Annotated in this window: 13 protein-coding genes; 9 read left to right on the top strand and 4 right to left on the bottom strand. The window is 54.8% G+C overall.

What is annotated here, in order from left to right; all coding sequences use genetic code 11:
- The first annotated feature begins 74 nt into the window (after nucleotides 1–74).
- From leuS to holA, 3 genes are read left to right on the top strand one after another with little or no spacing between them, the layout of a single operon-like run.
- The gene (leuS, locus tag WNY38_RS13105; RefSeq protein WP_342857796.1) at nucleotides 75–2,636 is read left to right on the top strand and encodes a leucine--tRNA ligase; all 2,562 of its coding nucleotides are present in this window, start codon (nucleotides 75–77) and stop codon (nucleotides 2,634–2,636) included.
- On the top strand, nucleotides 2,623–3,108 hold the full coding sequence (gene lptE / locus WNY38_RS13100; RefSeq protein ID WP_342857795.1) for an LPS assembly lipoprotein LptE: 486 nt from the start codon (nucleotides 2,623–2,625) through the stop codon (nucleotides 3,106–3,108). The genes leuS and lptE overlap by 14 nt, the downstream gene beginning before the upstream one ends.
- Nucleotides 3,105–4,130: a DNA polymerase III subunit delta gene (gene holA, locus WNY38_RS13095; RefSeq protein ID WP_342857794.1), complete on the top strand. Its 1,026-nt coding sequence runs from the start codon at nucleotides 3,105–3,107 to the stop codon at nucleotides 4,128–4,130. Before lptE ends, holA begins: the two co-directional genes overlap by 4 nt.
- On the opposite strand, the gene WNY38_RS13090 is transcribed toward holA, so the two are convergent.
- Entirely contained in the window at nucleotides 4,096–5,295 is a 1,200-nt protein-coding gene (locus WNY38_RS13090; RefSeq protein WP_342857793.1) for a TIGR03862 family flavoprotein, read from the bottom strand. The genes holA and WNY38_RS13090 overlap by 35 nt on opposite strands.
- Nucleotides 5,292–5,906: an enoyl-CoA hydratase/isomerase family protein gene (locus WNY38_RS13085; protein WP_342857792.1), complete on the bottom strand. Its 615-nt coding sequence runs from the start codon at nucleotides 5,904–5,906 to the stop codon at nucleotides 5,292–5,294. Before WNY38_RS13085 ends, WNY38_RS13090 begins: the two co-directional genes overlap by 4 nt.
- A gap of 178 nt (nucleotides 5,907–6,084) precedes the next feature.
- Between WNY38_RS13085 and WNY38_RS13080 the strand changes: the two genes are divergently transcribed.
- The 3 genes from WNY38_RS13080 to WNY38_RS13070 are packed head-to-tail and all read left to right on the top strand — an operon-like array spanning nucleotide 6,085 to nucleotide 9,775.
- Nucleotides 6,085–7,599, top strand: coding sequence for a hypothetical protein (locus WNY38_RS13080; RefSeq protein ID WP_342857791.1), 1,515 nt, complete (start codon nucleotides 6,085–6,087; stop codon nucleotides 7,597–7,599).
- A gap of 57 nt (nucleotides 7,600–7,656) precedes the next feature.
- Nucleotides 7,657–9,003, top strand: a complete 1,347-nt coding sequence (locus WNY38_RS13075; RefSeq protein WP_342857790.1) for a metallopeptidase TldD-related protein — start codon at nucleotides 7,657–7,659, stop codon at nucleotides 9,001–9,003.
- On the top strand, nucleotides 8,990–9,775 hold the full coding sequence (locus tag WNY38_RS13070; RefSeq protein ID WP_342857789.1) for a 3'(2'),5'-bisphosphate nucleotidase CysQ: 786 nt from the start codon (nucleotides 8,990–8,992) through the stop codon (nucleotides 9,773–9,775). The genes WNY38_RS13075 and WNY38_RS13070 overlap by 14 nt, the downstream gene beginning before the upstream one ends.
- A gap of 20 nt (nucleotides 9,776–9,795) precedes the next feature.
- Here WNY38_RS13070 and WNY38_RS13065 read toward each other — a convergent pair whose 3' ends face one another.
- Nucleotides 9,796–11,022, bottom strand: coding sequence for a glycosyl transferase (locus WNY38_RS13065; RefSeq protein WP_342857788.1), 1,227 nt, complete (start codon nucleotides 11,020–11,022; stop codon nucleotides 9,796–9,798).
- Nucleotides 11,023–11,025: 3 nt separating this feature from the next.
- Nucleotides 11,026–11,826: an HAD-IIB family hydrolase gene (locus WNY38_RS13060; protein WP_342857787.1), complete on the bottom strand. Its 801-nt coding sequence runs from the start codon at nucleotides 11,824–11,826 to the stop codon at nucleotides 11,026–11,028.
- Nucleotides 11,827–11,992: 166 nt separating this feature from the next.
- On the opposite strand from WNY38_RS13060, the gene WNY38_RS13055 reads away from it, so the two are divergent.
- The 3 genes from WNY38_RS13055 to lpxK are packed head-to-tail and all read left to right on the top strand — an operon-like array spanning nucleotide 11,993 to nucleotide 14,526.
- A complete protein-coding gene (locus tag WNY38_RS13055; RefSeq protein ID WP_342857786.1) occupies nucleotides 11,993–12,238 on the top strand; it encodes a DUF4170 domain-containing protein in 246 nt (81 codons plus the stop codon).
- 12 nt (nucleotides 12,239–12,250) lie between these two features.
- Nucleotides 12,251–13,537 (top strand): glycosyltransferase N-terminal domain-containing protein, encoded by a 1,287-nt coding sequence (locus WNY38_RS13050; protein WP_342857785.1) that lies wholly within the window; start codon nucleotides 12,251–12,253, stop codon nucleotides 13,535–13,537.
- On the top strand, nucleotides 13,534–14,526 hold the full coding sequence (gene lpxK / locus WNY38_RS13045; RefSeq protein WP_342857784.1) for a tetraacyldisaccharide 4'-kinase: 993 nt from the start codon (nucleotides 13,534–13,536) through the stop codon (nucleotides 14,524–14,526). Before WNY38_RS13050 ends, lpxK begins: the two co-directional genes overlap by 4 nt.
- The last annotated feature ends 3 nt before the right edge of the window (nucleotides 14,527–14,529 follow it).

Below are 14,529 nucleotides of genomic sequence, written 5' to 3'. Positions count from 1 at the left end.
CAAACGCAGACAGTTGAAGACCACGCCGAGCCGACGTGCTCGGCGTTTTGATGAAGACCCGAAGGATACGACACATGACCAGCTACACCCCTGCCGATCTTGAACCCAAATGGCAGAAAGCTTGGAACGAGGGAGAGGTTTTCCTCGCCAAACGTGACGAAAGCAAGCCCAAGTACTATGTGCTTGAAATGTTCCCCTACCCTTCAGGTCGCATCCACATCGGTCACGTGCGCAACTACACCATGGGCGATGTTGTCGCGCGCTATAAGTCCTCAACCGGCCATAACGTCTTGCACCCTATGGGTTTTGACGCCTTTGGCATGCCCGCCGAAAACGCCGCGATGGCATCAGGCGGTCACCCAAAAACATGGACCTATGCCAATATCGACACCATGGTCGATCAAATGAAGCCGCTGGGTCTGTCCATCGATTGGACGCGGATGTTCGCAACTTGCGACCCTGAATATTACGGCCAGCAGCAATCGATGTTCATCGATATGCTCGACAAAGGGTTGGTTTACCGCAAAAACGCTGTGGTCAATTGGGACCCCATCGACATGACAGTGCTTGCCAACGAGCAGGTCGAAGACGGCCGCGGCTGGCGCTCTGGCGCTTTGGTGGAACGTCGCGAGTTGACGCAATGGTTCTTTAAAATTTCCGACTATTCCGAAGACCTTTTGGAATCGATCGACCATTTGGACAATTGGCCTGACAAAGTCAAAACCATGCAGAAAAACTGGATCGGCAAATCGCGCGGATTGCAGTTTTCGTTCTCTCTGATCGATGGTCCTGCCAATCAAGATCGCGTCGAAGTTTACACCACCCGCCCTGACACGTTGAATGGCGCGTCTTTTGTGGGCATTTCTGCGGATCATCCGCTGGCCAAGGCGCTTGCCGATGAGAACCCCGAGATTGCAGCCTTTTGCGAAGAATGCCGCAAAGGTGGCACCACGGCAGAAGCGATTGAAAAGGCGGAAAAGCTGGGGCTAAACACTGGCCTGAAAGTGCGACATCCCTTTGATACCGCTTGGGAATTGCCGGTCTACATCGCCAACTTCATCTTGATGGATTACGGCACGGGCGCTGTCTTTGGCTGCCCTGCGCATGATCAACGTGATTTCGAATTTGCCACCAAATATAACCTACCAATTGCGCCTGTTTTTGAACCGATTGAGGGCGAGGCGAAAGCCGGCGAGGCCTATGTGCCGCTTAAATCCGACACCGTCCGCTACATCCGTGGGTTCAGCGGTGAAGCGGTTCAAACCGGCGAAAAGGCTGTCGAGGCTGCTGTTGATTTTTGCGAATCAAACGGTGTTGGCACTGGTGTTACTAAATATCGCCTGCGCGATTGGGGCTTGTCGCGTCAGCGCTATTGGGGCTGTCCGATCCCTGTTGTCCATTGTGACGCCTGCGGTGTTGTGCCTGAGAAAAAAGAAAACCTGCCGATTGAGCTGCCCGATGATGTGAGCTTTGACATCCCAGGCAACCCGCTGGATCGTCACCCGACTTGGCGCAATTGTGCCTGCCCAAGCTGTGGCAAAGACGCGCTGCGCGAAACCGACACGATGGACACATTCGTCGACAGCTCTTGGTATTACGCGCGCTTTACTGCGCCGCGCGCCACGACGCCGACCATCGCCGAGGACGCAGATTACTGGATGAACGTCGATCAATACATCGGCGGGATTGAGCACGCGATTTTGCACCTGCTCTATTCACGTTTCTTTGCCCGCGCGATGAACGAGACCGGTCACTTGCCAGACAGTGCGCGCGAGCCGTTCAACGCGCTGTTCACTCAAGGCATGGTCACACACGCGATTTACCAAAACGCCGAGCGCACCGACGAACACGGGCGCGCGATTTACCACTACCCCGAAGAAGTGGAAGAACGCGATGGCGAGACCGTGGTGGCCGCCACAGGCGAAAAGATCACCGTGATCCCATCGGCTAAGATGTCAAAATCTAAAAACAACGTGGTCGATCCGGTTGAGATCATCAAACAATACGGTGCAGACACAGCCCGTTGGTTTGTCCTGTCCGACAGCCCGCCCGAACGCGATGTGGAATGGACCGCCTCTGGTGCGGAAGCCTCTGCCAAGCACCTGACCCGCGTGCACCGTTTGGCCGCTGAACTTAATGATCAACCCGAGCAAGGCACCGGCGACGAAGACCTGATCCGCACAGCGCATAAAGCCATCGTCGAGGTGACTTTGGGCGTGGACAGCTTTGGCTTTAACGCCTCTATCGCCAAGCTTTATGGTTTCACCAACTTTATCGCCAAATCCAAAGCAGGCCGCGAAGCGAAACGCTTTGCCTTGAAAACATTGGCGCAGTTGATGTCGCCAATGACGCCACACCTGTCCGAGGAAATGTGGTCGCTGCTGGGGGGCGAAGGCTTGATCGTGCACGCCCCATGGCCTGTCGCGGATGAAGCCATGTTGGTAGAAGATTCCGTCACCATGCCGATCCAGATTAACGGCAAACGTCGCGCTGAAATCACCGTGCCCAAAGACATGTCGAAAGAAGAGGTTGAAAAGCTCGTCCTAAAAACCGACGTTGTGATAAAGGCGCTCGATGGTGGGCAGCCGAAAAAACTCATCGTGGTGCCAGGTCGTATCGTCAATGTTGTTGTTTAATCGCAGATCCTTTTTGCTCTCTGCCGTGGCCCTCGCGGGCTGCGGCTTTACGCCTGCGTATGGGCCGAATGGCACAGCCTCGGCGCTGCGCGGCAAGATCCGGGTCGAATCGTTAAACACGCGTGAAGGCTTTACGCTGGCCCATGATCTTGAAGACATCTTTGCGCAAGCCTCAGATGAGCAGTATGTTTTATCCTTCACGATCGAGACAGATGAAGACGGGCTTGGCATCAACACGGATCAAGAGATCACCCGTTACCACGTGACAGGTGCCGCCAAATACACATTGGTACGCACCACAGATGGACAAACAGTGGCCTCTGGCGAAGCGCGCAACTTTACCGCCTATTCCGCCACAGGGTCGACCGTGTCCTCCGTCACCGCAACACGTGATGCCTATGACCGTTTGATGTCAATCTTGGCCGATCAAATCGCGGCACAGATTTACGCGAAATTGGCAACGCCCGCATGAAGCTGTCCCCTCGCGAAGCTGTTGGATATTTCGCGAAACCAGACCCGAACAAGGCTGGGGTCTTATTGTTTGGCGCGGATGCCATGCGCATCGCGCTTAAACGCCAAGACCTCGTCAACGCTTTGATCGGACCACAAGGCGAAGAAGAAATGCGTCTGACCCGCATGTCAGCGGGCGAACTGCGCAAAGACAAAGCCATGCTGGCCGATGCGATCAAGGCCCAAGGTTTTTTCCCTGGTCCGCGTGTCGCTTTTGTCGAGGATGTTACTGAACAGCTGGCGCCTTTGATCATCGAGTCCATGACCGATTGGCAAAAAGGCGATGCGCAGGTGGTGATCACAGCCGGCAATCTTAAGGCGACATCCAAACTGCGCAAGTTTTTCGAATCGCACCCCAACGCATTTGCCGCCGCGATCTATGCCGATCCGCCATCGCGCGCTGAAATCGAAGAGACGCTGAAAAAATCAGGCCTCGGCACAATTGCCCCTGATGCGATGACCGACATCGAAGCACTGTCGCGCAGCTTGGATCCAGGTGACTTTCGCCAAACCTTAGAAAAACTCGCGCTGTATAAAATCGGCGACGTGACAGCGGTAACGTCAGAAGACATCATGAATTGCGCTCCTGCGACAACCGAGGCTGCCGTCGATGATGTGCTCAATATCGTCGCCGAAGGTCGCACGGTTGAACTGGGGCCGATCATGCGCAAGATCGAGGGCCAAGGCATTGATCCCGTCGCAATCTCGATCTTTGCGATGCGCCATTTTCGCGCCTTGCACGCTGCGGCTTCTGATCCGGGGGGCGCCTCGGCAGGTATCGCGCGCGCACGTCCACCGATTTTCGGACCGCGTCGTGACAAGATGACCCGACAAGCCAGCGGTTGGGGCATGTATAAATTGGAAGTGGCTCTTGGGGTTCTAACAGACACCGATTTGACACTGCGATCAGCCTCGAAAGCCCCCAATATGGCTGTAATGGAACGCGCGCTTATTCGTCTCGCGATGCTCGCACAACGTCGCTAGCAGCCCGTCCTGCGCGGCGGCCCGTGGCCAAACATGCGGTCAGCAAATACCCCCCCGTGGGCGCTTCCCAATCCAGCATTTCACCGCAGGCAAATACGCATTGCATATCGGCAAGCTCAAGTGTTTCGCTCAGCCCATCAAACCGCAAACCGCCAGCTGTGGAAATGGCCTCATCAATAGGCCGCAGCGTTGCACCAGTGGTTTTCAGACCTTTCAAAACAGGCGCAAGATCGGCGGGCAAGGGGCGGGCAAATTCCATAACGAGGGCAATTTTTTCCGGCGTCAAACGCAAAAACTTGCGCAGGAAATTTGCTACGGTTTCTTTTGCTTTTCGCCGCTTCAGGGTCGATTTGACGACATCCAAAGGCATGTCAGGCAAAAGATCAACGTAGAGTTCATGTCCCTCACGGACGCCTCGGGACACAGAATAGATGCCGCCGCCTTCCAGTCCGCGTTTTGAGATGACAAACTCACCGCGTGATCGATACGGCCCACAGCACAAAGACACGCCTTTGACGGCACTGCCAAAATGCCGCTCCATATGCGGGCTCCACGTCAGGGACAGCGCAGAGTTAGCCGGTTCAAACGGCGCAAGCCGCTCAGGTGGCACCGATGCTGTCCATGCTCCATTCGACCCTAATCTAGCCCAACTCGCGCCACCCAAAGCCAACACAGTTGCCTTGGCCCGAATGCGGCGTTCGCCATCAGGTGTATCGAAAACCGCGATGCCGTGATTGAATTCGACCAAGTTCCAACGACGTCGAAGTACAACGCCGAACCCACCAAGACGCGCAAGCCATGCCCGCAACAGCGGCGAGGCCTTCATCGCTTTTGGGAACACCCGCCCTGTTGAACCGGTGAAAACAGGTTGGCCAAGCGCTTCGGCCCATGCCGAAACCTCGGCTGGACCAAAGGCATCTAGCGCTGTTTTCAAAGCCGGTGGACAGGGCGAAAACTGGCTAAAGAAAACATCCATATCCTCATTTTTCGTCAGGTTTAGACCCGATTTGCCGGCCATCAAAAACTTGCGCGCAGGCGATGGCATGGCATCCACGATGACCGCTTGCACGCCCGCGCGTCCCAATTCTTCGGCGGCCATAAGCCCCGCCGGTCCAGCGCCTATAACAAGCGCGTCTACAGCCTCAACGGGAACATTTTTGGTCATTGGGAAGTCAATTCCTTGATGCCTTGAATATGAGAGGCCTCGGCAGCCAAAGCAGACGCGCATAGGCTGCGTGCCGTTGAGAGTAATTGATCCGGCGCTATGATGCGGTCCACAAGCCCCCAAGCCAGAGCTTCATCCGCCTGTACCTTTTCGCCAGCCATCAAAATCATCTTGGTACGCGAGGGGCCAATCAACTGCGCCATCCCCACAGGATCGGCAGGCTGTGGTAGAAAGCCTAAGCGCATGACGGGGTAGAAAAACTTTGCGGTGGGAACACTCAAACGCAGATCGCATGCCAACGCCATACCGAAGGCACCCCCTGCCAGCGTGCCGTTGAGCGCGCAGATGGTCAAACAGGGCAGTGCGGCGATGGCAGATGAAAGTCGATCCCAATCTTGTGACACAGCTAAGCCGTTTGGCGCCTCATCGAGATCGGCACCAGCGCTAAAAACAGACCCCGCGCCGGTAAACACCACAGCTTTGGCAGAGCCGCGCAATTCGGTGACTGTATGAATAAGGGTTTTCAGCATATCGGCAGTCAAGGCATTGGCCTTTTCAGGCCGATTTAGGATCACAGTGAACAGGTCACCATCACGGGTCACATCAATCATTTTGTCAGTCCATTACCTCTGCGCAAAGTTCGATGATGATCATTGTTTTAGTGGATAAATTAATCATCTGGGCCCTTTGCCGTTTTCCCGACTCTAATGCGCATTTGACGCGGCATCCAGCCTTGACCATCCCTTCGATAGCATGGAAGTCTGGCGTAAAGTTTTGATTGGATGAGCTATGAAGTACCTTACATCGTTTATGGTTGCGACCACGGCCCTTTTCCCAGCAGCAGCCTCATTCGCTGACGTCACTCCGCAAGACGTGTGGGTACAAGCGCTACTGGCCGCCAAAATCTCTGGCCAGACATGGACTACCGCAGAACTAGAAGCCACGGGCGACACTTTGATCGCGCATGACGTGACCATCGAGATGCCTGGGGTTTCAGACATTATAACGCTGGACGGGACCATTCCCCAGATCATCATGAAACAACTCAGCGACGGCAAAGTTGAAATCTCGATCCCCGACGTTGTTTCTTACGATATGTCCGTTGAAGGGCGCCTCAATCTTGGGGTGGAGCCAACGACTATCAAGAGTTCCATGGCGATCGACAACGTGATGATTGCATCAGGGTCTGCGGACGATTTGAGTTTTGAAATTTTGCCAGGCTCGATCACTTATTTGACCCAAAAACAGGTCAAAAAGGGGATTTCGATTGTTCCTGAGCAAATTATTACTTTGCTTGGAGTGCAGGGCAGTGCGACACAAAGCACGTCTGGCGAAGAGGTGTCATCAAATTGGGCGATACAGGTTGACGCGGTCAATGCGGTGACGAATGGCTCAACATCAGACATGACATTGAACACGAGCTACAAAATTGCGCCGCTTAGTCTCGCTGCTGAGTTCACAACCAGCGCCGCCCCGTCAGATGCACCCCTTGGATTTCTTGAAGCATTGGAAGGCACCGGCACCTATACGATGGGAAATACGTCGTTTGAGATGACGACGGGCAGTGCAGAGCTGATGATGCATATTGTCGGTGAAACCGAGGCCTCGACACTTGGTGTGACCATTGCAGAGGGTGCGCTGACCTATGCTGGCACATCCGCCAATACAGAAGTTGTGCTTGATGGGTCGGCTGTACCCTTTCCGCAGGTTGATTTTGGCCTCGAGAGCGCTGACTTTAGTTTGACCATGCCGTTTTTGGCCAGCGAGAAAGAAGAGGCCTTTGGTCTCAAACTCGCGCTTGAAAAGCTGCGCCTGCCTGAGATCTTTTGGATGATTCTCGATCCCAGCACACAAATGGCACATGACCCTGCCACGCTGATACTCGATGTCAGTGGTGACATGACGATGGATGCAAACCTACTTAATCCCACCGAAATCTTAGCATTGAGCGAGGATAAGTTACCTTTGTTTCCGACAAACATGCTGCTTAACGAGCTGTTTCTATCCATCGCAGGTGCCACACTTACCGGCACAGGCGAGGCGACGTTTGTTGCACAAGATGACCTGATCCCGGGGACAATGCCTCTGGAAACGGCAGCGGGGACTTTATCTTTGACAGGCGGCACAGCCTTGATCAACACACTGGCCCAAACCGGACTTGTGCCCCCCCAAATCAGCGTCACCGCGAAAATCATGCTGGGTATGTTTGCGCGCCCCGGTGCGGAACCGGATTCCTACGTTACCGATATCGAATTGGGCGCGGACGGAACGTTGACAGCCAATGGCAACGCCATCCCATTTTAATACTCTTGCGGATGGCGCGCCACCTGCGACACACCCTTAAGTTAACCCGAGGACGCCATGCATAAAGATCTGTCTCAGCTGACCGCTGCCCTATTGAAAGCCGCGAAAGCCAACGGCGCGGAGGCGGCCGACGCCATCGCCGTCACGGGCACATCCGTGTCGATTGACGTGCGAGGCGGAGCGCTTGAACATGCCGAGCGTTCTGAAGGCGTGGACATCGGGCTGCGGGTGCTGATCGGGCAAAAGCAAGCCTGTGTGTCGGCTTCTGACGTGCGCGATGAGACCATCCAAACCATCGCAGAGCGCGCTGTTGCTATGGCAAAGCTGTCACCGGATGATCCCTATATTGGTCTTGCGGATGCAAGCCAGCTGGCCACCAATCGCGACTGCAGCACGCTGGAAATGTTTGATCCTACGGATGAGCCACCAGCGGCAGAATTGGAAGACGACGCACGCCGTACTGAGGCTGCCGCTTTGGGCTGTGACGGGATTTCGCAGGTGCAATCGGCGTCGGCCGCATATGGGCGTCGGCAGATTCACATCGCCATGAGCAACGGATTTGAAGGCGGGTATGAGCGTTCTGATCGTGCCCTCAGCTGTGTCGCGATTGCCGGCACTGGGTCTAATATGGAACGCGATTATTTTGGCGACAGTCGGATTTTTCAATCGGATTTGATGAGCGCGGAAGAGATCGGACTGCGTGCGGCGCAGAACACATTGGCCCGCGTTGGCGCGCGCAAACCAAAGACCGGATCCTTTCCGGTGCTCTTTGACGAGCGTATTTCATCCACTTTGATCGGCCACCTTTTGGCTGCGGTCAACGGCGGTGCCATTGCACGTGGGTCAAGCTGGCTGCGCGATGGTTTGGGGGAACTGGTTTTGCCAAAAAACCTGAGCGTCACCGAACAGCCGCATCGCAAGCGCACCTCTGGGTCGCGCCTGTTTGATGCCGAAGGCCTGCCAACTGCCGAGCGCGCCATCGTTGAAAACGGTGTCTTGATGGGCTGGACCATGGACTTGGCGACAGCGCGTCAGCTTGGCCTGACCAGCACGTCGAATGCCTCACGCGGGGTCAGTTCTCCGCCGTCACCGTCGCCCACAAATGTGTCTCTAACCCAGGGCAATCAGTCGCGTGACGCATTGCTCAAAGACATGGGCACAGGGCTTTTGGTCACCTCGATGATTGGCTCTTCGATCAATCCCACCACCGGCGATTATTCACGTGGCGCCTCGGGGTTTTGGGTCGAAAACGGCGAGATCACCTATCCCGTGAATGAATGCACCATCGCGGGCAATCTGCGCGATATGTTGAAAAGCATCATTCCCGCAAACGACGCACGCACACATCTCAGCCGCGTTGTGCCATCTTTGTTGGTGGAAGGTATGACCATTGCAGGCGCATGATGATCTTGCCCTTTTGATCGAGGCAGCCGAGGCCGCTGGCGATATCGCGCGCCCCTTTTGGCGCAAACACCCAAGGACTTGGGACAAAGAAGACGGTGCTGGCCCTGTGACCGAAGCTGATTTGGCGGTCGACAAAATGTTGCACGTCAAGCTGTTGGGCGCGCGCCCTGATTACGGTTGGCTGTCTGAGGAAACCCAAGACACAGACGCAAGATTATCCAAAGACCGCGTGTTCATCATCGATCCGATTGATGGCACCCGCAGCTTTATTGAAGGCGACCACAATTGGGCGCATTCTTTGGCCGTTGTTGAACATGGTGAAGTGATTGCCGCGGTGGTTTATTTGCCGATGCGCAAACGTCTGTATGCTGCGCAAAAAGGTCTGGGTGCGACCCTGAACGGCGAACCATTGCAGGTCAGCCCACATCAAGATCTCACTGGCGCTCGCCTTTTGACAACAGGGCGCAATCTGTTGCCCGAATTTTGGATTGATGGCTGTCCTGATTTTGCCCGCAAGTTTCGATCATCTTTGGCTTACCGCATGTCGCTTGTAGGCGAAGGCCGTTATGACGCCATGCTTGCCCTGCATAACACTTGGGAATGGGATGTCGCAGCAGGTACGTTGATCGCCAATGAGGCCGGCGCGAAGGTGACAGACCGTCACGGCAAGGCGCCAAAATTCAACAAACAGACGCCCGCCTTTGATGGGTTTATTGCGGCCAACCCGATATTGGCTGACCGCATCGCGGGACGACTTGCGCCCGCTTCGTAAACCTTATGAAACCCTAAGCCTTATTCGGGACCGTAGTCTTTCATGTCCTGCGCAACACCATCCAACATCGACGTGGTGATATCAGGATCCGCCGCATGGACGCGCGACCAGTTGGGGATGAACGGCGTCTCCATCGGGTTGTCCAAAAACACCTGCCCCGCGCGCATGATATTTGAGGCAAACAGCTCGACCGTTTTTTCCTCGACATGGCGGTCGACGTGCAGACCATTCATTTGTGCATCGTTGAAATAAGTCTCGATCAGATCCAGCGCATCGCGGAAATATGTAGCCTTGATCGAGCGAAAAATTTCTTCGGAAAACACCGTGCCATCGGCGGCCAACTTGCGGTACAGCGCTTTGCAAATATCGACAGACATGCGCGACAGACCTTGTGAGGCATCTTCTTCGGACAGCACTTGGTGCTTGTGATCATAGCGATCCGAAATTTCAACTTGGCAAACAGAGCGTGGTGAAAGGTTGCGCCAAGCCTCTGACAACAGACCGATTTCCAAACCCCAATCCGACGGAATACGCATATCTGGCAAGATAGACGTGCGCATCGCGAACTCACCCGCCAAGGGGTAGCGGAAATCGGAAATGAAATCCAAATACTCTCGCGGGCCCAAAACCTTAGCCATAGCGCTCAAGATCGGCGTCACCAAAAGGCGCGAGACACGCCCGTTCAACTTGCCGTCTGCAACCCGTGGATAGAAGCCCTTTGACATCTGATAAGGGAACCGCGGATTGGTCACAGGATAGACCAAACGCGCCAGCATATCGGCAGTATAGGTCAGCACATCACAGTCATGCACCGCGACCACGGCGCTGTCGGCTTGGGCAATCGTGTAGCCCATACAGAACCAAACATTGCGCCCTTTGCCGGGTTCGCTTGGCGACAGTTTCAGCTCTTGCAGTTTTTGATCCACAGCACTCAAACGCGGCCCGTCATTCCACAACACGACGTGGTCGGCCTTGAGCTTGGAAAAGAATTTCAACGCATAGCGGTATTGTTCTTCGTTGGCGCGATCCAGACCAATGACAATCCGGTGGATAAAGTTAACCTTATTCAACTCGTCAATGATATCGGGCAACGCTTCGCCCTCGAGCTCGGAAAACAGCGACGGCAAAATCAACGTTATTTTGCGCGAGGCGGCAAAGGCCTCAAGCTCACTGACCAATGCTTCCGGTTGATGAACGCGAAGATTGTGCAGCGTAGCGACATGCCCACCTTGGTGAAAATCAGCCATACTCTATTCCTCTTCTTCATATATCTGTTTGAGGCGCGCTTGAACCTCTATGTTCCAGCCCGTTGGGCCGGACTGTATTGTTCTGACAATCGATGCCTCGACGGTTTCATCCAGTCGAGCAATACCAGCGCCATGTGTATTTTTGATAATGACACCAAAATCTGCTTCTACAATCATTTCAACGTCATTGGGCGCATCGCCCAAGGCCATTGTCTTTGGTTTAGGGTCGAAATCATCCAAAATTCTGGACATCCAATCAGCCTTGGTCGCGCCAAACGACAGGGTCAAATAGCGCCCCCCTTGGCGCGCAGAAATGCCTTTTTCAGCCAGTTTTGTCTCGAAATCTTGCAATTGTTCTTGCGTGCCAGACCAAAGGCCCGGCTCTGAAAACTGACGTTGCCGCGCGCTCATTGCTTGTGCCAAAGGCAATCCCGTTTTCTCGGCACACTCCGCAGCGCTCCAATCTGAAAAGCCTTCATACTTTGCGCGCAACGCAGACGGCAGCTCGGACAGAGCCTTCAAAATCTGTGCGTGTTGCTGCGCGTTATCATCTGGTTCCTCATAGGCAGGCAGCAATCCTGCGCCGTTTTCCACGATCGCTGGACAGTGTTCAAACCCCAGCTCTTTACGCAACGCAACAAGTTCAAACGCAGTTTTAGAACTGGCCAAAACCAGCGGCACACCGCGCGATTTCATCTCGTCCAAAGCAGGCTCGGCTGGAGACCAACTATAGGTATCGTGATCAAGCAAAGTGCCATCGAGGTCGGTGAAGACGATAAGTTTCGTTGCTATGTTTGGCGTCATTGACATGTCTAATGATGTGCTCAGCCATAAGCAAAGGACAACAGTTAACGCCCTTTTTTTTGGCAAAAAAATAATAAAGCCTAATCTTTAAGCGAAAGCATCCCTTAGCTTGACCATAGACCGCATTCCACTAGGGTGCGGTTTAGATCCTCAAACGGAGAGAAAAATGACACAACGCTTGCATTTGGTCTTTGGTGGCGAATTGGTTGACCCATCGACAACGACTTTCCGAAACGTAGACGACATTCATGTTGTCGGCATTTTCCCAGATTATCCTTCCGCACATTCTGCATGGAAAGCAGAAGCCCAGCGCACCGTGGACAACGCACATATGCGATATTTCATCGCGGATTTGAGTAGCTTGCGTGATGTTAAGGTTGCGGCCCCTTCAACCCAAGACACAAACAGCTAAGGCTTAGGCCGCATGGCCAGATCTCTTTCCTTGATCGCATATTCAGCGTTCTCGTCTCGCGCAGAAGCGTCCGTCGTGAAGCTGCTTGACCAAATGGTCCAATCGCGCGCCATCACCGATGCCGCGCGAGACCAACGTCTTGCGTTTGGCCTACCAGATCGCCCCAAGGGCCGTCTCATTTGGATGACCGCGGGGACACCGCGCGCGATACCCGCTTGCTTAGAGCTGTTTCGCCGGTTGCACGAAAACGAACCCGATTTGCACGGCATCCTGACCGCCACCTTTATCGCGCCCGCACCTGAGGGATTGCCCGAGGGACTGTTCATGACACAAGCGCCCGAAGAACGCTTGTCCATTATTCGCCGTTTTCTCAGCCATTGGGATCCTGATTGCCTGATATGGGTCGGTGGCGGTTTTCGCCCCGCCTTGATCGAACAAGCGCAACTGCGCGGCATTCCGTCCATGTCCATCGATGCCCCGAACAGCCTGAACACGCTCGCGATTTCACAGATCATTCCTGGATTGCGCAATGCAACGTTAAGGTTGTTCGAACATGTTTTCGCAGCCAACGTGAGTCAGTCGATTTCATGGCGCCGCGCGGGCCTCAGCGCCGAGAACATCGAAGTGCTTGGGTATATGGAAGAGGGCGCAAAGGTGCCTCAGTTCGATGAAGCCGAATTGGAAACGCTATCGAACGAGATTGGCACCCGTCCCGTTTGGTTCGCGGCGCAAATTGCCACAGGCGAAATAAGCGTCGTCATGCGCGCACACAAAGCAGCGTTGCGCCGCGCCCACCGTTTGCTGTTGATCGTTTCAACCCAAGACCCGGACATGATTCCATTGATCGAAACACACTGTGCCGGTCAAGGACTAAAAGCCGTGTCGCGCGCCAATAATGCAAAGATTTCAGAGCCTATTCAGGTATTGATCGTCAGTGCCGGCGGCGAGGACGGCCTGTGGTATAGACTCGCGCCAGTGTCATTCTTAGGCCAATCTATCACCCACGGTGGCGGGATCGACCCCTACCCTGCAGCAATCTTTGGCTCTGCGATTGTGCACGGGCCGCATGTGTCAAAGTACACCAGCGGATATAAACGGTTTCGCGCAGAAAAGGCCACACGCGTGGTCAAATGCGGCACCAGTTTGGGCGATGCAATCAACGAACTATTGGCCCCTGACAGCGCAGCCTTGATGGCCAGTGCCGCTTGGGACGTCTGTTCAACGGGGGCGGAAATGACAGATCGCGTTGCCGCTTTGATTCAGGATATTTTGGACACGCGTGAAGAGATGCTGGCATGACCCCTCCGTCGTTTTGGTCTAATGCGCCCAATCATCCAGGCTGGCAGTCACGGCTGCTATCCCCTTTAGCGCAGGTTTATGCAAATGCCACAGCGCGGCGTGTGTCGAAGACAGGCTACAAGGCCTCGGTCCCTGTGATTTGTATCGGCAATATCAACGCAGGCGGTACGGGGAAAACACCCACAGTGATCGCGCTTGTGCAAAAGCTGCAGTCCATGGGCAAGATCGTTCAGGTGGTGTCGCGTGGCTATGGTGGCAAACTGGCGGGCCCCGTGCGCGTCGTGGAACGGACGCATTCAGCCGATGACGTTGGTGACGAGCCGCTTTTGATTGCAGCCTTTGCCCCTGTCTGGGTCGCCAAAGACCGCGCGCTTGGTGTCAAAGCTGCCGAAGCGGATGGCGCGGATGTTATTTTGTTAGATGACGGGATGCAAAATCCGTCGGTGATCAAGGATGCGACGTATGTTGTGGTCGATGCTCATCGCGGCTTTGGCAACGGGCGCGTGATGCCTGCAGGACCATTGCGTGAACCTGTTGATGTGGGTCTAAAGCGAGGGGATATCGTGATTTCCATCGGTGACGCAGCCGCACAATCCCGTTTTGATGCCACATGGGGGACTCATATTTCACTGCCGCAAGTGCGCGCGCGGCTTGCCCCTTTAGAGACAGGCATGGACTGGAATGGTCTACGGGCTTTGGCTTTTGCGGGCATAGGTCATCCCGAAAAGTTTTTTGCGACGTTGGAGGGCTTGGGCGCGACGCTGATCCGCAAAGAGGCTTTGCGCGATCATCAACCCCTGCCCCTCGCTTTGATGAAACGGCTTGAAATCGAGGCCGCGACGCTGGATGCACAGCTGGTCACAACGGAAAAAGACGCGGTGCGTTTGCCCCGCGCCTTTCAAATGAAGGTGCTTACCTTGCCTGTGCGTATGACCATCCAAGATGAGGCCCTGATCGACGCTTTATTGGCGCAAATCGGGATCACCTGAGCC

Source organism: Pacificibacter sp. AS14, assembly GCF_038899935.1.
GTDB lineage: Bacteria > Pseudomonadota > Alphaproteobacteria > Rhodobacterales > Rhodobacteraceae > Celeribacter.
Note: the sequence above shows the minus strand (reverse complement) of the source record. Positions and strands in the feature narration are given on the sequence as shown.

What these genes read in the sequence shown, in the direction of transcription:
- holA (WP_342857794.1), top strand. Translation starts at nt 3,105, where the DNA reads ATGAAGCTGTCCCCTCGCGAAGCTGTTGGATATTTCGCGAAACCAGAC.
- WNY38_RS13075 (WP_342857790.1), top strand. Translation starts at nt 7,657, where the DNA reads ATGCATAAAGATCTGTCTCAGCTGACCGCTGCCCTATTGAAAGCCGCG.
- WNY38_RS13050 (WP_342857785.1), top strand. Translation starts at nt 12,251, where the DNA reads ATGGCCAGATCTCTTTCCTTGATCGCATATTCAGCGTTCTCGTCTCGC.
- lptE (WP_342857795.1), top strand. Translation starts at nt 2,623, where the DNA reads ATGTTGTTGTTTAATCGCAGATCCTTTTTGCTCTCTGCCGTGGCCCTC.
- lpxK (WP_342857784.1), top strand. Translation starts at nt 13,534, where the DNA reads ATGACCCCTCCGTCGTTTTGGTCTAATGCGCCCAATCATCCAGGCTGG.
- WNY38_RS13065 (WP_342857788.1), bottom strand. Translation starts at nt 11,022, where the DNA reads ATGGCTGATTTTCACCAAGGTGGGCATGTCGCTACGCTGCACAATCTT.
- WNY38_RS13055 (WP_342857786.1), top strand. Translation starts at nt 11,993, where the DNA reads ATGACACAACGCTTGCATTTGGTCTTTGGTGGCGAATTGGTTGACCCA.
- WNY38_RS13090 (WP_342857793.1), bottom strand. Translation starts at nt 5,295, where the DNA reads ATGACCAAAAATGTTCCCGTTGAGGCTGTAGACGCGCTTGTTATAGGC.
- WNY38_RS13060 (WP_342857787.1), bottom strand. Translation starts at nt 11,826, where the DNA reads ATGACGCCAAACATAGCAACGAAACTTATCGTCTTCACCGACCTCGAT.
- leuS (WP_342857796.1), top strand. Translation starts at nt 75, where the DNA reads ATGACCAGCTACACCCCTGCCGATCTTGAACCCAAATGGCAGAAAGCT.
- WNY38_RS13085 (WP_342857792.1), bottom strand. Translation starts at nt 5,906, where the DNA reads ATGATTGATGTGACCCGTGATGGTGACCTGTTCACTGTGATCCTAAAT.
- WNY38_RS13080 (WP_342857791.1), top strand. Translation starts at nt 6,085, where the DNA reads ATGAAGTACCTTACATCGTTTATGGTTGCGACCACGGCCCTTTTCCCA.